Source organism: Deltaproteobacteria bacterium (assembly GCA_016235345.1).
GTDB lineage: Bacteria > Desulfobacterota > Desulfobacteria > Desulfobacterales > Desulfatibacillaceae > JACRLG01.
On record JACRLG010000028.1, the window covers coordinates 135,263 to 154,766 of the forward strand.

General features: G+C 59.0%; 17 protein-coding genes. 10 read left to right on the forward strand and 7 right to left on the reverse strand.

Translation table 11 applies throughout. From position 1 onward, the window contains the following. Positions 1 to 202 precede the first annotated feature (202 nt). The 5 genes from HZB23_14230 to HZB23_14250 all read left to right on the forward strand — a co-directional run bounded on the left by HZB23_14230 (position 203) and on the right by HZB23_14250 (position 7,178). A complete protein-coding gene (locus HZB23_14230) occupies positions 203 to 2,080 on the forward strand; it encodes an acyl-CoA synthetase (GenBank protein MBI5845812.1) in 1,878 nt (625 codons plus the stop codon). Between the two features lie 296 nt (positions 2,081 to 2,376). Further along, complete coding sequence (gene miaA, locus HZB23_14235; protein MBI5845813.1) at positions 2,377 to 3,306, forward strand: tRNA (adenosine(37)-N6)-dimethylallyltransferase MiaA; 930 nt, start codon at positions 2,377 to 2,379, stop codon at positions 3,304 to 3,306. Positions 3,307 to 3,352: 46 nt separating this feature from the next. After that, positions 3,353 to 4,366 (forward strand): formylglycine-generating enzyme family protein, encoded by a 1,014-nt coding sequence (locus HZB23_14240; protein MBI5845814.1) that lies wholly within the window; start codon positions 3,353 to 3,355, stop codon positions 4,364 to 4,366. 576 nt (positions 4,367 to 4,942) lie between these two features. Further along, positions 4,943 to 5,599, forward strand: a complete 657-nt coding sequence (locus tag HZB23_14245; protein MBI5845815.1) for a TetR/AcrR family transcriptional regulator — start codon at positions 4,943 to 4,945, stop codon at positions 5,597 to 5,599. A gap of 187 nt (positions 5,600 to 5,786) precedes the next feature. Further along, positions 5,787 to 7,178, forward strand: a complete 1,392-nt coding sequence (locus tag HZB23_14250) for a 2-hydroxyacyl-CoA dehydratase (protein MBI5845816.1) — start codon at positions 5,787 to 5,789, stop codon at positions 7,176 to 7,178. Between the two features lie 49 nt (positions 7,179 to 7,227). Here the strand turns inward: HZB23_14250 and dctP are convergent, their stop codons facing one another. From dctP to HZB23_14285, 7 genes are all read right to left on the reverse strand, one after another. After that, entirely contained in the window at positions 7,228 to 8,394 is a 1,167-nt protein-coding gene (dctP, locus tag HZB23_14255) for a TRAP transporter substrate-binding protein DctP (protein ID MBI5845817.1), read from the reverse strand. 244 nt (positions 8,395 to 8,638) lie between these two features. Beyond that, positions 8,639 to 9,157 carry a cob(I)yrinic acid a,c-diamide adenosyltransferase gene (locus tag HZB23_14260; GenBank protein ID MBI5845818.1) on the reverse strand — a complete coding sequence of 173 codons (519 nt, stop codon included), beginning with the start codon at positions 9,155 to 9,157 and terminating at the stop codon, positions 8,639 to 8,641. 7 nt (positions 9,158 to 9,164) lie between these two features. Further along, positions 9,165 to 10,208 carry an FAD:protein FMN transferase gene (locus HZB23_14265; GenBank protein ID MBI5845819.1) on the reverse strand — a complete coding sequence of 348 codons (1,044 nt, stop codon included), beginning with the start codon at positions 10,206 to 10,208 and terminating at the stop codon, positions 9,165 to 9,167. Positions 10,209 to 10,349: 141 nt separating this feature from the next. After that, positions 10,350 to 11,198 carry an FAD/NAD(P)-binding protein gene (locus tag HZB23_14270; protein MBI5845820.1) on the reverse strand — a complete coding sequence of 283 codons (849 nt, stop codon included), beginning with the start codon at positions 11,196 to 11,198 and terminating at the stop codon, positions 10,350 to 10,352. A 164-nt stretch (positions 11,199 to 11,362) separates the two neighbouring features. After that, positions 11,363 to 12,424, reverse strand: coding sequence for a 4Fe-4S dicluster domain-containing protein (locus tag HZB23_14275; protein MBI5845821.1), 1,062 nt, complete (start codon positions 12,422 to 12,424; stop codon positions 11,363 to 11,365). A gap of 17 nt (positions 12,425 to 12,441) precedes the next feature. Further along, a complete protein-coding gene (locus HZB23_14280) occupies positions 12,442 to 13,389 on the reverse strand; it encodes a 4Fe-4S dicluster domain-containing protein (protein ID MBI5845822.1) in 948 nt (315 codons plus the stop codon). A gap of 1 nt (position 13,390) precedes the next feature. After that, positions 13,391 to 13,822 carry a hydrogenase iron-sulfur subunit gene (locus HZB23_14285; protein MBI5845823.1) on the reverse strand — a complete coding sequence of 144 codons (432 nt, stop codon included), beginning with the start codon at positions 13,820 to 13,822 and terminating at the stop codon, positions 13,391 to 13,393. Positions 13,823 to 13,881: 59 nt separating this feature from the next. Here HZB23_14285 and HZB23_14290 point away from each other — a divergent pair, with 59 nt between their 5' ends. From HZB23_14290 to HZB23_14310, 5 genes are all read left to right on the forward strand, one after another. Continuing rightward, a complete protein-coding gene (locus tag HZB23_14290; protein ID MBI5845824.1) occupies positions 13,882 to 14,187 on the forward strand; it encodes a hypothetical protein in 306 nt (101 codons plus the stop codon). A gap of 127 nt (positions 14,188 to 14,314) precedes the next feature. Then, on the forward strand, positions 14,315 to 15,541 hold the full coding sequence (locus HZB23_14295) for a DegT/DnrJ/EryC1/StrS family aminotransferase (protein ID MBI5845825.1): 1,227 nt from the start codon (positions 14,315 to 14,317) through the stop codon (positions 15,539 to 15,541). Between the two features lie 655 nt (positions 15,542 to 16,196). Continuing rightward, positions 16,197 to 16,598: a hydrogenase iron-sulfur subunit gene (locus HZB23_14300; GenBank protein ID MBI5845826.1), complete on the forward strand. Its 402-nt coding sequence runs from the start codon at positions 16,197 to 16,199 to the stop codon at positions 16,596 to 16,598. 9 nt (positions 16,599 to 16,607) lie between these two features. Next, the gene (locus HZB23_14305; GenBank protein MBI5845827.1) at positions 16,608 to 18,029 is read left to right on the forward strand and encodes a hypothetical protein; all 1,422 of its coding nucleotides are present in this window, start codon (positions 16,608 to 16,610) and stop codon (positions 18,027 to 18,029) included. Beyond that, positions 18,026 to 19,504 carry an alpha-hydroxy-acid oxidizing protein gene (locus tag HZB23_14310; GenBank protein ID MBI5845828.1) on the forward strand — a complete coding sequence of 493 codons (1,479 nt, stop codon included), beginning with the start codon at positions 18,026 to 18,028 and terminating at the stop codon, positions 19,502 to 19,504. Before HZB23_14305 ends, HZB23_14310 begins: the two co-directional genes overlap by 4 nt.

Here is a 19,504-nt window from a genome sequence, read left to right on the forward strand (position 1 = left end):
GCCGCGATAAAATTCCTCCGCCCGGTCACGGAAAAGGCAATATGGTAAATCGTGTTGAAACTATATCCCCCTTGTGATTAGATAGGGAGATTCGATCCTTTTCAAGCGCATCTTTTCCTTTTGAATCACGTTTCGGAAAACGACACCAATCGGTTCGGCGGCATCCCCTTTCCATAACCATTTGAGGGTAAAGGAGTGCATCATGGAGCTTGGGCAATTTGTCATCAGGAATCTGGCCGACATAGCGGAAATCGAGAAGGTCCCCTACAGGCAACGGGTTCCCGAAAACAGCACATTCGAGATTCTGGAAAAGGGCGCGGCCATAAACCCCGACGCCACGGCGATTAGCTTTCTTTTCAACGGCGACGCCTACGAAACCCCCATAACGGTGCCCTACCGGCAACTTATCGGAAGAATCCGCCAAGCCGCCAACATGTTCCACGATCTCGGAATAGGCCCCACGGACGTTGTGACCTACCTTCTGCCCTCCATTCCCCCCACCCATTACACCCTCTGGGGGGCCGAGGCCGCAGGAATCGCCAACCCCATAAACCCGCTCCTGGAAGCCGGAACCATCAAGGACATCTGCCTTGCGGCAAAAACCAAGGTCCTGGTCTGCCTGGGCGATCTTCCGGGAACCGAAATCTGGAAAAAGGTGGATTCCATTCGAAAGGAAATCTCCACCTTGAAGGCCGTTATAAGGGTGATGGGGCCGGGGGACGAGGCGGAAGGAATCTACGGATTTGACGAGACCATCGCAAAATACCCGGACGACAGGCTCACCTTTTCAAGAAACATCGCGCCTGACGACATAGCCTCCCTGTACCACACGGGCGGAACCACCGGCACCCCCAAGCTCGCCCGGCGCACCCATTACAACGAAGTCATAATGGCCTACGACATCATGCTCATGGGCGGATTTCAGCCAAGCGACACGGTGATGTGCGGCCTGCCGCTTTTCCACTGCAACGGAACCATTGTCACGGGGCTCGCGCCTTTTTCCGTGGGCGGCCATGTGGTGCTGCTCTCGCCCCTGGGCTACCGCGACCCCACCATCATGAAGAACTTCTACAAGATAGTGGAAAAGTACAGACCCTCGCTTTTCTCGGCGGTTCCCACTGTCCTGTCCGTTCTCCTTGACCTTCCGGTTGGCGGGGCGGACATTTCAAGCCTCCGCTACGTGGTGTGCGGGGCCGCGCCGCTATCCGTCGAGCTTTTCAAGCGCTTCGAGGCCCACACCGGCATGAAGATTCTGGAAGGCTACGGCCTCACCGAAGGCGCGGTGGCCTCGGCCATCAACCCCAAGGAGGGCGAGCGCAAGGTGGGCTCGGTGGGAATAAGGATGCCCTACCAGAACGTGAAGATCATAAGCGTGGACGAAAACGGCAAGCTGGCAAGGGAGCTGCCCACGGGCGAAATCGGCTGCGTTTGCATCACCGGCCCCAACATCTTCAAAGGCTACGTGGAGGAGCGCCACAACGCAACCATATGGCCGGAGGAAGGCTGGTTCAACACGGGCGACCTTGGGCGGCTGGACGAGGACGGCTACCTCTGGCTTACGGGACGCAAGAAGGAGCTCATCATTCGCGGAGGCCATAACATCGACCCGGCGGCGATCGAGGAGCCCCTCTACAGGATGCCTTCGGTGAAGATGGTTGCGGCCGTGCCCAGGCCCGACCCCCACGCGGGCGAGGTCCCGGTGGCCTACGTGGAGATCGCGGCGGGCTCAGGGCTCACCACCGAGCAGATAATGGAATGGGCCAGGGCCAACGTGGGCGAAAAGGCCGCCATACCCAAGGAGATCATCATCACCCCCCAGATTCCCCTTACGCCGGTGGGAAAAATCTTCAAGCCCGCCCTTCGCTGGGACGCCACAAAGCGGGTCTACGACGAGGAACTGGCGGGTCTTGGCGACGCGGCGGAATCAGTAACCGTAACGGTGGGCGAGCACAAGGTTTACGGCACCGCCGCGAAAATCACCGTGAAGGCGTCGAAGGGCGTTTCCGCCGATTCAATCAAGGCGAAGGTGGCGGAGATTCTGGCTCGCTACACAGTTTATTATGAATTGACCGTGGAGTAGCAGCCTTCCTGAAAATGTGAACTCAAGAAATGAACAGGTTCCGCTATTGCCTGGTGTATATTCGGTTCCTTTTTTTCGGGAAGGCGATTCGTTGATTTCGTCATTCCGGCGAAAGCCGGAATCCAGTCTTTTGACGCTTGCAGGGTTTTTTCTGGACCCCGGCTTCCGCCGGGGTGACGAATGTTCTCTCTCCATCGAACTTGGCGACTTTTCAAACAAATGGCACTATACATTTCTCCCGGAAGGGGTAGGCGACCTGCCGTCCCCCTTCCGGGGTCAGTCAAACGGCGGATTCAATGATCCCTCTCATAATCGTGGCCGGTCCGACGGGCGTGGGCAAGACGGCGGCGGCGATTGAGATTGCCAGGGCGCTTTCCGCCGAAATCGTATCGGCTGACGCAATGGCAGTTTACCGTTACATGGACATAGGCACCGCCAAGCCCACCAAGGCCGAACGCGAGGCGGCGCCGCATCACCTGATCGACGTGGCCGACCCGGACGAAGATTACGACGCGGCCCGTTTCGCGGCAGAGGCGGCGCGGGCCATCGGCGATATTTCCGCAAAGGGCCGCCCGGTGGTGGTGGCGGGCGGTACGGGGCTCTATCTCAAGGCCCTCCTGTACGGGCTTTTCGACGAGGGGGCGAAGGACCCGGCGGTGCGGGAAAATCTGAAGCAGGAGCTTGCCGAACTGGGGCCGGAGGCTCTTCACGCGAGGCTCGAATCACTCGATCCCGCCACCGCCGCGAAAATTCACGTGAACGACTCCTATCGCACGGTACGCGCCCTGGAGGTAATAAGCGCCACGGGAAGGCCGGTTTCCGAGTCCCGCGCCTCCCACGGCTTTTCACGGCCCCTGTACCGGCATCTTTTTTTCTGCATCAACGATGACCGGGAGGCGCTTTACGAACGGATCGAAAGGCGCGTCGCCGCCATGATGGAGGCCGGGCTCCTGGACGAGGTTCGGGGCCTTCTTGCGCGCGGCTGCGGGCCGGAGCTTAAGTCCATGCGCTCCATCGGCTACAGGCACATGGTGGAGGCGCTCACGGGCGTTTCGAGCCTCACCGACGCCGTAACAAGGCTTTGCACCGACACCCGCCGCCTTGCCAAAAGGCAGCTTACCTGGTTCAAGGCGGTTCCGGGCCTCGTGTGGGTTTCGCCGGGCGACACGGCCCTTATGATTGAAATGGCGGCCCGGCACATCGGGCTTGGGGAGAAGTCCGTCTGATCCGGTTTTCCGAAAAATCGCACCACCTTGTCGAGAGGAAAATTCCATGCAGCGACCATCGGGGATTCTGACCGGCCTTGCCGTAATGGTCACCCTCCTGGCTTTTTGCCCGGCGCTCTCCCAGGCTGCGAAAAAGGCCCGGCCAGCCCCGGAAAAGCCTGTCGCCAGGGAGGTTTCCTTTGATCTGGGCGGCGGCGTTTCGCTCGACATGGTAAAAGTGGCTGGCGGCGCGTTCAAAATGGGCTCCCCCCTCTCCCCCCGCCAGACTGCCAAACAGTACAAGGGCGACCCTGAAACCTACCTCGACCACGGCCCGGTTCATCAGGTTTCGCTCAAGGGCTTTCTGATGGGGAAATTCGAGGTAACCCGCGCCCAGTTCGGGGCCTTTGTAAGAGCCACGGGTTACGTGACAGAGGCGTGGGACGCGGGCTTTATGGAGGGCCTCGACTGGAGCGGGGACGCCTGGTCGCCCAAGGAGGGGCTTTACTGGAAAATGCCCGGCTTTCTCCAGTCCAATTCCCACCCGGTGACGGGAATCAGCCACAACGACGCCGTGGCCTTCTGCAAGTGGCTTTCCGAAAAGACCGGAAAAAAATTCCGGCTTCCCACCGAGGCCGAGTGGGAGTGCACGGCCAGGGCCGGAACTTCCACGGAATTTTTCTGGGGCGACGAAATAGCCGGCGGCAAAGGCTTCGGCAACTTCTGCGACGAGACGGCCCAGGCCGAGGCCGAAACCCAGGGCACCCGCTTTTCGGTGAACTTCCCCTTTGAGGACGGCTACGTGTTCACTTCCCCAGTGGGAAAATTCAAACCCAACGCCTGGGGCTTTTACGACATGCTGGGAAACGTCGAGGAATGGTGCTCCGACTGGTACGAGGCCTATTATTACGACGTCTCCCCCAAGGCGGACCCGAAAGGCCCCGAAACCGGGGAGGCGCGGGTGGTTCGCGGCGGCAACTGGTACCTGGCCCCGGCCCTGGCCCGAAGCGCCTACCGTTCGGGCTACCCGCCCGAAAAGGCCTGCGATCAAGTAGGCTTCAGGGTGGCCTGCGACATATAAAGGCTGTCGAAAAACGCGATCCGCTGTGTTGTGCGTCAAAGCCAATTCCGTCACGTACTTTAGTACGCTTGACTCATTGGCTTTTCGCACGCCTTGCGGCTCATCGTTTTTCATCAGCCTTTTTATAGCAGTTTTCATAATTCCGTTCCGTTTCGATGGACGCCATGATGTGGGTGGCGCAGGCTTTCTCGTTGCCGGGGGGCTTCGCACAAGAGGTCAATCGGCGCGGATTTATGAAAAACGCTATAGTTGGAGTTTTTCAACAGGCTGATAAGGCCCTCGGAATCCCTGATCGAATATCCGCAGCAGTTTTCGCCATACCCATGCCGGTCATCCTCCGCCACAAAAAATGCGCCGACGCAAGCCGCACAGGCCTTCACCGCCCTCCCACAATCAGACACGCTCCCGAAGCCCTTCTCTCATACCCTCAATACTTTCTTGACAAAGAGTCAACCAACCGTATAGTTTAACCGATCAGTTGACATTTGCTTTCAGCTTCAAGCCAGCCGCCCTTTCCCATCCCTGAATCACGCCGGGCAGGCCCGTGAAGCCGGACCTTTGTGGAGGAACCCGCCAATGCCGCCCAAAAACGGGGTATCGAAACAGGAAGACACCGTGCGCCGGATCATCTCCGGGGCCACCAGGGTTTTTGCGGCGTCGGGCTTTTCCGGGGCCAGCGTGGATGAAATCGCCGCCGCAGCCGGAGTCAACAAGGCCACCATCTACTATCACGTGGGCGACAAGGAGGCCCTCTACGGCGCGGTTCTCCACGACGTGATAGGCAACACCGTGGCCAGGGTGGCCGCAGGGCTCTCAGACGACCAGAGCCCCCAGGAAAAGCTCGCAACCTACATAAGGGGCATAGCGGCGACGGTGGAGGACTACCCGCCTCTACCGCCCGTCATGATGCGGGCCGTGGAATCCGGGGGCCGCAACCTCCCACAGGAGGTGGCCACCGACCTTGTGCTCATCTTCGGAATGCTCATGGCCATCCTTGAGGAAGGCGAGGAAAAGGGGGTCTTTGCCGGGGCCAACCCCTTCGTGGTTTATCTCATGATCCTGGGGGCCCTTGCCTTTCACCGGAACGTGGAAGCAACCTGGGACGAGCAGAAGAAACTTTTCGCCATGCTGAAGGAACTGGACTCCGGGCTTTACGACAAGCTGGAGCAGATGGTGAAGGGCAACGTGGCGGATGAGGTAGTGCGGATGGTGTCAAAAAGCGTGGGAGCATAACATCAGCCTGTCTAAAAGCGCGAACTGCTGTGTCACGCATCGCGGCGCGGGTCGTCATGTACGACAAGTACTATTCCTTCCCGCGCCGCTCGCGTTCCTTGCATTTCATCGCTTTTAGACAGGCTGATTTCAGGCTTCATATCAATGCTTTTTCAAGGCCGGTTACAATCATTCCGGGGAACGACCCATGAAGAACAGTAAATTGAAGCCCCTCTCGGTATGGCGCTACCAGCGGAACCAGTTGAAGCTGCTCCTTTTTCTGATGCGCTATCCCAGGATTTTCAGCGCAATGCTGAAGGCGGGCGCGCGTTTCATGCCGGAGCGGGAAAACGGGTGGAATTCAGGCCCACGCCACAGCTTCTCCATGCTGGGGGGCGGCCTCGTGAGCCCTGAGGACCTTTCGGCCATGAGGCTGGTCTACCTGGATTACCTGGACCACATGAACGCCATCCTGGATTCTGCCGAGAATGGGGAAAAGGTGGTCTGGAGCGAGTTCAACCTTTCCAACGAGCTTTTGAGGGTCATGGGCGCGGTCACCTACGTGCCGGAGGCCCTTTCCATAATGGGCCACCACATGGGAACCGACGTTGTGGTGGACTTCATCGAGGCGGCGGAAAAGGAGGGGCTCCCGGCAGAGTATTGCTCCGCCGGAAAGGCCGCCATCGGCGCACATCTTCTGGGCCAGGCCCCGCCCCCGGACCTCATCGTTTCAAGCTCCCACCCCTGCGACTCGGTGGTTTCCAGCTACCAGGTTTTGCAGTACCTTACAAAGGCCCCCCTGTTCACCCTTGACACCCCCTACTGGGACAACGAGGAGAGCTACGCCTATTACGCCAAAAACATTCTGGAGCTCATAGGCGTTCTTGAGGAGAAGCTGGAAAAGAAGCTGGACTGGGACAAGCTGGCCGAAACCTGCGAAACCATGAACGAAACCAACCGCTTTCTTTCCGAATACACCGAAATGGCCAAGCTGCGCCCTTCCCCGGCGAACCTGACCTGCCTTCTTTTGGGATGGCAGCACGGGGTATGCACAATGGGCTCCCCCAGGGCTGCGGCCTACGCCAAAATCATAAGGGACAACGCCAAAAAGCGCCTGGACGAAGGCCGCGGCTTCATTGCCGATCAGAAGATCCGCATCATCTGGTACGACATCCCCATAGCTTTTCATTTCCTGGAGCCCTGGCTCAACAGGACCTTCGGGGCCGTCACCGTGGCGGATTTCATGGGCCGGGTGTCCCAGGGGGAGATCGACACGCAAAGCCGGGACACCATTCTTCACGGACTGGCAAAGGCGCACTTGAACATCGCCATGGCCCGCCAATGCCGTGGACCTGCGGAGTTCTTCACGGGCGAGCTTTCAAGGATTATAGAGGAATACAACGGCGACTGTTTCATCTTCACCCGTCACCAGGGCTGCAAGACGAGCTACGCCATGGGAAAGCTGGTGAGCGACGTGTGCCGAAAGGCCGGGCTTCCGGCTCTTTTTCTGGCTACGGATTCCTTTGACAAGCGGTGCGTCAACGAGGAGCAGGTGAAGCAGCAGTTAAGCGATTTCTTCCGGGAAAACGGGCTGGCGTGAAAAATGGGGGCAGGCCCGCATTGCCGGGCCGACCCCCATCGAACCTTCCTCATTTCCTCTTAACCGTTATTATGTCGCCGTCCTTAAGGCCGAATTCGGACATGGTCTTTATGACCTGTTCCTCCAGCCCGGCCCTCTGGCCCGGCTCCATGTTGTAGGTTCCGGGCAGGTAGCTCATGGCCAGTACGTCGTCCAAGGTCAGGCGCTTTCCGGCCCTGAACTCCTCCAGGAGCTTTACGATTTCATCCAGAAAGTCCTTGTGGTAGAGCTTGCCCTGGGTCTTGCCCCAGACCTCGCGGGTTTTTGCCATAAGGGCCTTCACCTCGCCCGGGGCCATGTCGGTCCTTCTTACCCCGTATTTTATCATGGACTGCAAAAAGCGCTCGTTGTCCTTCCTTATCAGGTTGCAGTAGCGGAAGCCTATCACCATGCGCTTGGTGTAGAAGTCGCTGCGGTAGCTGTCGGGAAGAGACTCCCAGGTCTTTAAGTTGAGTATTATGGTGGCGGGCGAATACCGTATTTTCACCGGGTTCACGTACTTGATGCTGGAATAGAGCTGTGCGCCGACCACCCAGACCGCAGGGCCTATGGACGCCTCGGCCACGCCGGAGCGCACCGCCGCCGGAAGCTCCGGCACGTTGACCGGAATGGGCTCCGCTCCAAGGACCTTCAGCATCTCCACCTCCATGGGCCCGTACCACGTTACGAACTTGGTGCCCCTGAAGGACTCCACGGTGTTCAGGGGGCGGTGGCTGGAGTATATCTGGTCGAAATCCTGGTCTATCCAGCCGATCAGAAAATAGCCGTTCCGGGCCATGAGCTTATCAAAGCTCCTGGCCATCTTCACCCTCACGTAATCGGTTTCCAGGTAGTTGCGGAAAAGAAAAGGCAGTTCCAGCGCCGCCATGTCCGGGCAGGCCATCACCGTGCCCTGGGCCGAAAGCCCGGCTCCCTGGAGCTGGCCTATCTTCATCTTCTGAAGATACTGCTCCTCGTCGCCCATCACCCCGCCCCAGTAAATCTTGACCTTGAGGTCGCCCTTGGTGGTTTTTTCCATTTCCGGAAAAACCAGCTCCTTCATGTGCTTGGACCAGCCGATTCCGTCCGGGGCCAGGGTGGCGGTTTTCCAGTTGTACTTGGGCGGCTCCTTGCCAAAAGCCGCAGACGCCGCAAAAACCAGCAACAGCATCAGAATTGAAGCGATGGATCGTTTCATGAGTCCCCCCTGTGGATTGCCGGACGGAAATTGACTGACATGTCAGTCTAGTGATTGATATATTAAAACCCGGAATCCGTCAACAGAATTATTTTTATGGGATTTGACGGAATCGACCGGAAGGAGATGAAAGGTCAGACGCCTTGGACTGCGCTTTTTTCATGCGCCGGGTGCGCCGGGCGCAGTCGGCCAACACCCTTCTGACAAAAATTTTACGCTGAGGGGTCGGGCGGTCTCCCCTGCTCTATTTTTCTATCCCCACCCTGGCCATCACGCCCCGGTCGTAGTAGTGCTTCACGGCCTTCATTTCGGTCACCAGATCGGCGGCCTCGATGAGCCGGGGATGGGCGTTTCTGCCCGTGAGCACAAGCTCCACCCCAAGGGGCTTTTTGGCCATCAGGGCCAGAAGCTCGTCCACGGAAAAAAGCCCTATGGCCGAGGCCACGTTGGCCTCCTCCAGAATCACCACGTCGAAAAGGCCTGATTCGACGGCCTCGGAGACCTCCTTCAGGCCCTTGCGGGCGGCCCGGATTTCCTCGTCCGTGGGCAGGCCCTTCACGAAGCGGCCAAGGCCGTACTGCCTCACCGTTATCAGGTCGGAAAAACGCGAAAGGGCCTTTATTTCAGAATACTCCCCGGATTTCATGAATTGGCCGAGAAAGACCTTGAATCCCGCCCCGCAGGCCCTCAGGCACAGGCCCAGGGCCGCAGTGGTCTTGCCTTTGCCGTCGCCGGTGTATATCTGGATGTATCCTCTTTCCATACGGAATTCAGCCTCTATGAAGATCGTTCCAGCCCTTTGACGCCTCCCTGCCCCCGGTGCGGGTTATGACGAAGCACCGGGCGTCCTTCACGCCTTCGATGAATTTTCTGCCTCGATCCGGCCCCATGACGAAAACCGAGGTGGAAAGGGCGTCGGCGGCGGTGACCGTGGGGGCCGCCACGGACACGCTGGCGCTGGTTGCGGGGCAAGCGCCGGTCTTGGGGTTGACTATGTGGTGATAGAGCTTTTCCCGGTCGAAATAGACCTCGTAATTGCCGGAGGTGGCCACCGCGCCGTCGTTTATGCTGATGGCGTCGGCGTTCTTGGTGGATTCGGGGTCGCGCACCGCTATGGTCCAGGACGCGTTTCCGCCCTTTCCGCCCACGGCCCTTATGTCTCCGCCCGCGTTCACCAGAAAATGCGCCGCGCCGCTCTTTTTGAGGCTTTCGGCCCCGGCGTCGATTATGTAGCCCTTGGCGATGCCGTCGAAGGTGACGCTCATTCCGGGTTTCGCTAGGCTTATTGTGCGCCCGGAAACCGCGAGGCCGCCGCCGTCCACAAGGGCCAGGGCGCGGGAAAGCGCGGCGGGCGTCGGCGGAAGGCCGGTGGCGGTGAAGGAATCCTTGTACAGGTCAACCACCGGGGCTACCGTCACGTCAAAGGCTCCGCCGGTGGATGCGTGGAAATGGCGGGAGGCTTCCGCCACGTCCAGAAGCTCCTTCGGGGCGTCATTGATTCTGCCGTCGCGGTTCAGGGCCGAAACCGCCGAAGACGTATCGAAGCGGTCCATTATGCGGGTCAGCCGCCTCATCTCGTCAAAGGCTTTCCCCATGGCGTCGTCGGCGCGGCTCCGGCTTTCGTCCATCACCGTGATGACCGCGTAGGTGCCCATGACGCTTATGTTACGGGTCACCTTGTAAAGCCCGCCTCCGAAGGCCACGGCCTCGGACACGGGGATAACCGCCGCCGCCGTTGCGGCAAGTCCCAGAAGGCCCGACATCTTGAGAAACTCCCGCCGGGTGTAATCATTCGTCTTTTTCCGTGAATCCATGCAAGACCTCTTTCCGTAACAGCAAATACTTTGAGAGTGAATTTAGAACCTCTCGAAACGGCAAATCTGACCTATGTTGGGTGGTTCTGCCCGAACTAAACCTTGCCCCCCATAATTACATCACCTCGCACAGGCCGCCTGTTAATACTCTTTGGGCATGGTGTTCAACTGCTCCAGCGTAAACACCGGGCCGTCCTTGCACACGAAGTCATTGCCGATGTTGCACCTGCCGCACATGCCTATACCGCATTTCATGCGGTTTTCAAGGCTCATTATTATGTGGTCGCGGGCGTAGCCGAGCTTATCCAGAACCGGCTGGGTGAACTTTATCATAACGGGCGGCCCGCACACTATGGCGTAGGTGTCCGGGTCCCCCTTGGGGGCCTTGGCCTCGGTTATGGCCGGGACGAAACCCGTGTTGTACTTCCAGTCCGGGTGGCCCGCCGCCGAATCCACGGTGATGTGCATTTTGATGTCGTCCCGCGCCTCCCATGCGGCCAGCTCGTCGCGGTATAAAAGCATCCCCGGAGTGCGCGCGCCGTAAACCACGTGGATGTCCCTGAATTTCTTACGGTTGGCCGGGTCCAGCATCATCACGATGCTTGACCGGAGGGTGGTGAAGGCGAAGCCGCCGCCGATTATCACCACGTTTTTGCCTTCCAGCACCTCCCATGGGTACCAGTTGCCCAGAGGCCCCCGGATGCCCATGACGTCGCCCTCCACCATGTCGTGAAGGGCCGAGGACACCAGGCCCACCTTGTTCACGGTGAACATGACGAAGCCCTTTTCGGTGGGGGAGCTTGCGATTCCTATGGGGATTTCGCCCTTTCCGGTCACCGAAAGCTCGGCGAACTGGCCGGCCTTGTACTGAAAACGGTTTTCGTCCTCGGGGTTCACGTAAACGAAGCGGAAGGTTTTCTGGTTCCGGTCTTCGGTTTCCACCGTGACCCTGTCGATTTTAACCGGAATCGGAAGATATGGATTTTCCACCGTCGTTAGCCTCGAACTGTCTGTTAAAAAATGAGGTTACTTAAGGCCGACTAAAAACGATGAAATGCAAGGAATGCGAAAAGCCAATGAGTAAGCGTACTTTTCGTACGTGACGGAATTGGCTTTGAAGCATGACACAGCAGTTCGCGTTTTTGGGCGGCCGGTTAAAGACTGCAAGCGTTATCCGGTTCGTATTCATTCATCAAGGATGCTATCCGGCGGATGTCTATGTTCACCGGGCAATGGATCACGCACCTGCCGCAGCCGGTGCAGTGGACGCCGTTCCCGTACCTGTCGCCGTAATATTTCAGCTTGTGCATGAACCTCTGGCGCACCCTGCCGGTCTTTTCGGGGCGCGGGTTGTGGCCCGACCCGTGCAGGGTGAAGAGCGGAAACATGCACGAGTCCCAGTTTCGCAAGCGCACGCAGTCTGTTCCGTGCGTTTCGTCCTGAATGTCGAAGCACCAGCAGGTGGGACAAAGATAGGTGCAGGTTCCGCAGTTGATGCAGGCAAAGGCCGCGTCCGCCCAGAACGGGGCGTCGTATAGGGCGAGGATGGTCTTTTTGCCAATCTTATCCGTATTGATTACGGAGGAGATTTTCCCCTCGGCCTCGCGCCGGGCGTCGGACAGGGCGGCTTCGGCATCGGCCCCTGCTTCGGTTGTCCAGCCTGCGGCCAGCGCCAGGGCCTCGCCCTTTTCCGTCAGCACCTGGGTCAGGAAGCCGTCTTCATGATCCGTGAGAAGGATGTCCAGGCCCGTTGTGTCGCAGGGGCCGCCCCCAGTGGAGGTGCAGAAACAGGTGGAGCGCGGATCATTGCAGGAGTGGCCCACGAAGGTCGTGGCCCCGTAGCCTTTTGTCCACCAGGGGTCCTTGTACTCCGCGTTGTCGAAGTTGGGCGCAACCAGGGTATAGGCCCGCGCGTCGCAGGGCCTTATTCCGAAAACCGCCCTTGGGGAAAAGTCCTTTTCTATCTCCTTGTAAACGTGGTGATCTTCCCTGGCGGGGTCGAGGCAAGCCCTGAACATCTTTTCCGAGGGCGGGTAGACCACGCCCTTGGCCGAAAGCCGGGTGTTGGCCACCGACATCTCCGGCATGACCCCAGGCGGAAGAAGGCCCATGACGTGATGAAAGCGCTCCTGGACGGGCCCGTAGACGCGGTATGAACCGGCAAGGGCCGCAACGCCGTCGGCAAAATTTTCGCGCGAAACAAAAAGGTGTCGCATGGGCATACCTTGCGAAGTCACTTTATGAATTCCTGGGGGTCATCCGGCCTGAAGGTGTCCAAAGGAGGCCTTACGCCCGGCAGCACCCCGGCCTCAAAGCCGTAAAGCTCCTCGCAGTCCTTGACGAGCTTTTTGGTGAACTGCCGCACCGGGATTCCCAGGGGGCAGGCCCGCTCGCAGGCCCCGCAGTCCGTGCACCGGCCCGCGCAGTGAAAGGCCCTTAGAAAATGAAAGGTGCGGGTGTCGGTTTTGTCCAGGCTTTTGCCCACCCACTGGGGCCTGGAATCGTCAACAAAACAGGTGGGGCAGTAGCAAAGGGGGCAGGCGTTGCGGCAGGCGTAACACCTTATGCAGCCCGCGATCAGTTCCTCGAAGTGGGTCCAGCGCTCGGCGGCGCTCATGGCCTCCACCGCGTTCACGTCCGAAAAGCGGTCCGCGTTCTCCTGCTCCGGCACGGGGGGGGTGGCCATCTCGTCGAAAATCACCGGGTTCCTGTGAGTGCAGGTGACGCAGTTGTCCTGAAGCACGTTTTTCTTGGGTATGGACATCTCGCCGGAGGCGGTGGATACCCCAAGGGTCTTGCCCTGATCCAGGGCGTCGATGACGTCCCTGCCCGCCTTGGAGCGAAGCTTTCTGCGATCCGCCATGCCGGTGCACGGGACCCCTATGATGTAGAGGTTTTCCCGTTTGACCTGGTTTTCCAGGAGGTGATTGACGATGTTTCTGCTGTCGCAGCCCTTGGCGGTGATGCCGATCCTTCCGGAAAGGCCCGGAAGGTAATTGGCGAGGTTCGCGCCGCAGAAGCCGTTGAAGACCAGGAGGTGCGCGTCATCCGCACTGCGGATGAGGCAGGGCTCGGCCATGAGGGGAATGGTCCCCTCCCGGAAACCGATAACGCAGTCCACCACGTTTTCCGACAGGAGCCGGGCGGCGATGGCCTGGATTTTCTCGCTCACGTCTTCCATGTCAGGGTATCTCGGCCTCGGTTTTTATGAAATGCTTTGCTGGCCCAAGGGCCTTCACCTCTTCGGTGATCCTTGTGACGACGTCCTGGAACTTGGTGGACTCGGCTGAGGATATCCACGAAAAATGGAGCCGTCCGGGCTCGATTCCCATGTGTTCGAGAAGATTCTTGAAAAGGGCGAATTTCCGTCGTGCGTAGTAATTACCTTCCAGGTAATGGCAGTCACCGGGATGTCACCCGGAGACCCACACGCCGTCGGCCCCTTTCCGGAAGGCCGCCAGAAGGAAGTCGGGCCTCACCCTGCCGGAGCAGGGAACCCGTATCACCCGGACGTTTGAGGGGTACTGGAGCCGCCCCACCCCCGCAAGGTCAGCCGCACCGTAGGTGCACCAGTTGCACAGAAACGCCACTATCTTGGGTTCCCACTCGGACATGGCCGCCGTCTCCCTTTCAGGACTTGTAGCTTGAGCCGGGCCGCCGGAATTTCCATCCGATGGCCCCCTACTTCTTTATAGCCAAAATGCACATGGTGTCAAAGACTTTAGGGCCGCTTGGGCGACAAGCCAGTCTTGACAAGGCGGCCATGCCGGAATTACTCATGAATTCGGCATGGAGCAAACCAGGAATTTTTTTCTTATATTTCGGGGAGCAGGGTTTGGTTCCATTTTTCGGGCTCCCCGAAACGTTGGATGTGGTGGATTGTAGTATTTCTCCCTTCGGCCAGATTCCCTTAAAAACGGAAAAGAACCATGCTCCGCTTAATAACAGCCTGTTGAAAAACACCAATCATACAGGATGATGAAAAACGATGAGCCGCAAGGCGTGCGAAAAGCCAATGAGTCAAGCGTACTAAAAGTACGTGACGGAATTGGCTTTGACGCACAACACAGCGGATCGCGTTTTTCGACAGCCTGATAAGGACGGACATGAAGGTTCCCTTCGGCACCCTGACCATAACGGAAAGCGCCAAAAGGCGCATAAACGAGGCCCTGGATTCGGGCCGCCTGACCCAGGGGCGATACGTGCAGGAGCTGGAGGAGCGCTTCGCCCTCCTTGCCGGAACCCGGCACGCGGTGGCGGTGTCCTCCGGGGCCGACGCCTTAACCCTCGCCCTAGCGGCCCTCCACGACAGGGGCGCGAAACCGGGCGATCACGTCATAGTCCCCGCCCTATCGTTTGCCGCCACCGGAAACGCTGTGCTGGCCGCCCGTCTCACCCCGGTTTTCGTTGACGTTTCGCGGGACACCTTAAACATCGACCCGGAGAAAATCGAGGAGGCCGTAACAGCCCGCACCCGCGCCATTGTGGCGGTGCACCTCATGGGTAAACCCGCCGAAATGGACCGGATAAACGAAATCGCCCGAAAGCGCGGCTTAGCCGTAATCGAGGACGCAGCCGAAGCCCACGGAGCCTTCTACCGGGGCCGCCCGGCGGGGTCCTTAGGAGCCATGGCGGCCTTTTCCCTCTACGCGGCCCACGCGATAAGCTGCGTTGAAGGGGGCATGATCACCACGGACGACCCGCAAGTGGCCGAAATACTTCGCTCTCTTCGCGCCCACGGCAGGGCCTGCGCCTGCGAGACATGCGCGCTTTCCTCGGAAGGGACGCCCTGCCCCAAAAGGTTCGACCGCAAAACAGGCCGGGACATCCGCTTCCATTTCCCGCGCATTGGCTATTCCTCCAAGATGAACGAGCTGGAGGCCGCCGTGGGCCTTGGCTGCCTGGACGTTTACGCCGATATCTCCGCCCTCCGCAGGGCCAGCCTTCTAAGGCTCATGGAGGGCCTCTCCCGTTTCGCGCCGCTTCTTCGCACCATCCGGGAGGAAGCCTGGGAGATCATCGGCCCCCACGCCTTTCCCATCATGATCTCCGAAAATGCCCCCTTCACCCGCGAGGACTTCACCCGCCACCTGGAGGAAAACGGAATCGAGACCCGCACCCTGTTCGATTCCATGCCCACCCGCTGCCCCGGCTTCGCCTTTTTGGGGCACAAATACGGCGACTTTCCCGAAGCAGAGTACCTGGGCCGCATGGGCCTTCACATCGGCGTTCATCAGGACCTGGACCTGCGCCACACGGACCACGTTTTATCCGTCATTGCCGGGTTCCTCGAAGCCGGGCCGGGCAGGCCGAAGTTACAGCAGATGCCATAATTCCCTTTCCCTGGTCCTGTAGAAGGCTCTTTACGCCAATCCTCTTGTGCTGCGCACCCCGGCAACCAGAAAGCCTGCGCCACCCAATGAGTGGCGGCCATCGAATCGGCATGGGTCATAAGCCACGTATTCTAATGAAGCGGATGTGTCGCAAAGCCTTCTTCAACAGTATGACTTTATTTTTTAAAATTACTTCATTTTTACTCATCATCGGCCCCAGGACAGTTCTACTTAATACCGATAGCAAATTATAAGTATTTCTTATCATTGAAAATTCTGTTGACATCCCCCCGATCTCTCCGTTAAGCATCCCCCTTGGTGGTTTCAAACGTGTCCGTGCGTTAAGTCATTCGGATGGACTTGGGGGGTCTTTCCCGTTTCGGGGCGGACACCCTTTTTTTACGGATCAAATTACTGCCTCTTGCGGACGCCTTAAAGGGCGTTAAGCAGCCTGTTGGAAAAGGCTGGAAGCAAAGCCTGATGAAAAACGAGAAGTTGCAAGGCCAAACTGCAAGCCAATGAGTAAGCGTACCCGCCCAAGAAATCGCAGAGTTCTTGGGCTAAATCAGGATGTTCGTACGTGACGGAATTGGCTTTGAAGTGCGAACACTGCCAAATCGCGTTTTTCGACAGGCTGTTAGCTCAAAGGAGTTTCATGGACGACAACATCCCCCACGTGGTGGGCTTCTGCTGCCAGAACGCCATAATCGACGACCCGACGCTAAAGGCCGCCGAACGGCTTGATTACGAGCCGGAAGTGCGGGTGGTCTTCGTGCCCTGCTCCAGCAAGGTGGAGACCCTTTCCATAATAAAGGCCTTCGAGGCCGGTGCTGAAGGCGTCTTCGTGTTCGGCTGCGACGGAACCCATTGCCGCATGACGGACGGCAACAAGAGGGCGCAGCGCACCGTCAACTACGCCAAAAGCCTTCTTACCCAGGCCGGAATCGATGAAGCGCGCCTTTCCATGTTCACCATCGAGAGCGGCGAGTGGAAAAACTTCCGGGAAGCGGCGGGCCACATGGCCCAAAGAATCGCCTCCCTTCCGCAAGGTCAGTGAAACAAGCCCATGCCGAAAAAATACCATATAGATATCAAGGAAGCCCCTGCCCGTTTCGTGCCGGTGGGAAGAAGCACCATCCTCGACTGGGAGGGCGGGTGCCTTCGCTGCTTCAAGTGCGTGAAGCGCCTGTGCATCTACGACGCTTACAACAAGCGTGATTTCGACGCCACGCGCCTTGCCGACACCATAGACTCGGTGTGCAAGAACTGCCTTCGGTGCGTCCAGATGTGTCCGGGCCGGGTGATCTCGAAAAAGGAAAACCCGGAATACAAGCTTCTGGGCGACTCCTACTGGACCGCCGACATTATCGTGAAACAAAGCGAAATGGCGGCCACCGGCAAGATTCCAGTTTCCGGCGCGGGCTACAGAGGCCCATTCACCGGCCCCGGATTCGACTCGATGTGGACGGACATGTCCGAAATCGTGCGCCCCACCCGGGACGGCATCCACGGACGCGAGTACATAAACACCTCGGTTTCCCTTGGCCGCAAGCGCCAAAACCTTTCCTTCGACGAAAGCGGAGCGCCCGTCATAGCCCCCCTTTGTGAGCACGAAATTCCCGTTCCCATGATCTTCGCGGCGCCGCCTTTGAACATCCTGAGCGAAAACGTGCTTAAAACCTTTGCGCTTGCTGCGGAAAACCTGGGAATGCTCACCGAGATACCGGTGAAAAACTGGGGGGACTTCCTTACGCCCCACCTGAAAAGTCTGGTCCCGGTAATGGGGATTAACGACGTTGACGCCTGGGCCGATCTCATAGCCAAGGTTCCCATGGCGGGGTTCGTCGCCAACGAGGTGGTTCCGGACGACTTCGTGGAAAAATTCAAGGCCCGTTTTCCGGGCACCCTTTTAATGGTGAAGATTCCCGCCGATGAGCGGGCCCCGCGCCGGGTTCCCGCCTTTGCCGAGGAGGGCACCGACGTCATGTGCCTTGTGGCGGACGTCAACGGAAAGGGCATGGGGGAAAACTCCGGGAAATTCATCAGCCAGATCACGCGTGAGGTCCACGGCAGGATGGTGGACCTTGGCGTGAGGGACTCCGTCACCCTTCTCCTGCAGGGAGGCGTGGCCCTGGCCGAGCACGTGGCCAAGGCTGTGATCTGCGGCGCGGACGCTGTGATGGTGGACCTTCCGGTGCTGCTGGCCCTGGAATGCACTTACTGCGGGCGCTGCAACAAGGGGCTGGCCTGCCCGGTCCAACTGGAAAACGTGAACCCCGAATGGGGCAAAAAGCGCGTGGGCAACTTCATGGCGGCCTGGCGCAACCAGATAATAGAGGTTCTGGGCGCAATGGGCATACGCGAAATAAGGCGTCTGCGAGGGGAAGTGGGCAGGGCCATGTTTTTCGATGATCTGGAGCGCGACACCTTCGGGCGTCTTTTCGGCAAGAAAAAGGCGGTGCCTGCCAGCGAAGGAGCCAATCCATGAATTTTCAGCCATCCCCCTTCGTCGCGCCCCCGGAAGTCATAACCACCAAGAGCCGCTTCCGCAACGCCATAGGCAAGTACCGCATCCGCCGCTCCAACGCCTGCATCGCCTGCGGCCGCTGTATTGAAGCCTGCCCCCACGGCGTGCATCATATCAGAAACCACAAGCTCGCCCCGCCCGACGACTACCTTTGCGTGGGTTTCGAGTGCAAAAAATGCGTGGACGAGTGCCCCCAGAAGGCCCTTAGCCTCGACGTCAACCCGCTCATGGAGGTGATCGGCGACAGGCGCTGGACGCCCGATCTTCTCGTTTCCACCTGGTACATGGCCGAAACCGGCGAGATGCCCAAGGGAGGGGTGGAGACCGAAACCGGCGGCTCCGACGGCGGCTTCGACAAGCTCCGGTTCGTCTACAAGAACGAGCTTCCTGCGGACTTCAACCCGGCGGATTTCAACACGTCCATAAAGCTCAACCGCAAGGACGACGGCAGGGACGAAGGCGTAATCGGGCTTCCCATCTACGGCGGCGGCATGAGCTACGGCTCCATCAATCTCATGGCCATCATCGCCCGCGCGCGGGCCTGGAAGGAGTGGAACTCCTTCACCTGCACCGGAGAGGGCGGATACCCCGAAGAGCTTTTCCCCTACGACGACCATGTCATCACCCAGGTGGCCACCGGGCTTTTCGGCGTGCGGGAGGAGACCATCCAGCGGGTGCGCATGGTGGAATTCAAATACGCCCAGGGCGCGAAACCCGGCCTTGGCGGGCATCTGTTAGGCGACAAGGTGACCCCAAAGGTGGCCCGGATGCGGGAGGCGGTGCCGGGCAACCCGCTCTTTTCGCCCTTCCCGTTCCACTCGGTCTATTCGGTGGAAGACCACAAGAAGCACATCGACTGGATCAAGGAAATCAACCCCCGCGCCATGGTGTCGGTGAAGGTTTCCACCCCCTCGGACGTGGACATGGTGGCCGTGGGCTCCTACTTCGCAGGCGCGCACATCGTGCATCTGGACGGCTCATACGGCGGAACCGGGGCCGCTCCCGACATCGCCAAGAAAAACATCGCCATGCCCATCGAGTACGGCATCATAAAGGTCCACAATTTCCTCAAAGACGAGGGAATCCGTGACGCTATAACCGTCATCGCTTCGGGCGGAATCCGCACCCCGGCTGATGTGGCGAAAGCCATAATGCTTGGGGCCGACGGCGTGGTGATAGGCACAAGCGAGATGGTGGCATTGGAGTGCATCCGCTGCTCCTACTGCGAGTCGGGCCGGGGCTGCGCGCGTGGTATAGCCTCCACCGACCCTGAGCTTTCCACCATGATAGACGTTGAGTGGGCCACAAAGCGCCTTGTGAACATGCTGGCCGCATGGCGCACGGAGCTTTGCAGGATCATGGCCAGAATGGGGATGAAGGATATACGCGAAATGGTGGGACGAACGGACTGTCTGAGGCATTTAGATTATGAATAG

What these genes read in the sequence shown, in the direction of transcription:
- HZB23_14280 (MBI5845822.1), bottom strand. Translation starts at nt 13,389, where the DNA reads ATGGAAGACGTGAGCGAGAAAATCCAGGCCATCGCCGCCCGGCTCCTG.
- HZB23_14230 (MBI5845812.1), top strand. Translation starts at nt 203, where the DNA reads ATGGAGCTTGGGCAATTTGTCATCAGGAATCTGGCCGACATAGCGGAA.
- HZB23_14290 (MBI5845824.1), top strand. Translation starts at nt 13,882, where the DNA reads ATGGCCCCCTACTTCTTTATAGCCAAAATGCACATGGTGTCAAAGACT.
- HZB23_14310 (MBI5845828.1), top strand. Translation starts at nt 18,026, where the DNA reads ATGAATTTTCAGCCATCCCCCTTCGTCGCGCCCCCGGAAGTCATAACC.
- miaA (MBI5845813.1), top strand. Translation starts at nt 2,377, where the DNA reads ATGATCCCTCTCATAATCGTGGCCGGTCCGACGGGCGTGGGCAAGACG.
- HZB23_14305 (MBI5845827.1), top strand. Translation starts at nt 16,608, where the DNA reads ATGCCGAAAAAATACCATATAGATATCAAGGAAGCCCCTGCCCGTTTC.
- dctP (MBI5845817.1), bottom strand. Translation starts at nt 8,394, where the DNA reads ATGAAACGATCCATCGCTTCAATTCTGATGCTGTTGCTGGTTTTTGCG.
- HZB23_14275 (MBI5845821.1), bottom strand. Translation starts at nt 12,424, where the DNA reads ATGCGACACCTTTTTGTTTCGCGCGAAAATTTTGCCGACGGCGTTGCG.
- HZB23_14250 (MBI5845816.1), top strand. Translation starts at nt 5,787, where the DNA reads ATGAAGAACAGTAAATTGAAGCCCCTCTCGGTATGGCGCTACCAGCGG.
- HZB23_14260 (MBI5845818.1), bottom strand. Translation starts at nt 9,157, where the DNA reads ATGGAAAGAGGATACATCCAGATATACACCGGCGACGGCAAAGGCAAG.
- HZB23_14295 (MBI5845825.1), top strand. Translation starts at nt 14,315, where the DNA reads ATGAAGGTTCCCTTCGGCACCCTGACCATAACGGAAAGCGCCAAAAGG.
- HZB23_14265 (MBI5845819.1), bottom strand. Translation starts at nt 10,208, where the DNA reads ATGGATTCACGGAAAAAGACGAATGATTACACCCGGCGGGAGTTTCTC.
- HZB23_14300 (MBI5845826.1), top strand. Translation starts at nt 16,197, where the DNA reads ATGGACGACAACATCCCCCACGTGGTGGGCTTCTGCTGCCAGAACGCC.
- HZB23_14245 (MBI5845815.1), top strand. Translation starts at nt 4,943, where the DNA reads ATGCCGCCCAAAAACGGGGTATCGAAACAGGAAGACACCGTGCGCCGG.
- HZB23_14240 (MBI5845814.1), top strand. Translation starts at nt 3,353, where the DNA reads ATGCAGCGACCATCGGGGATTCTGACCGGCCTTGCCGTAATGGTCACC.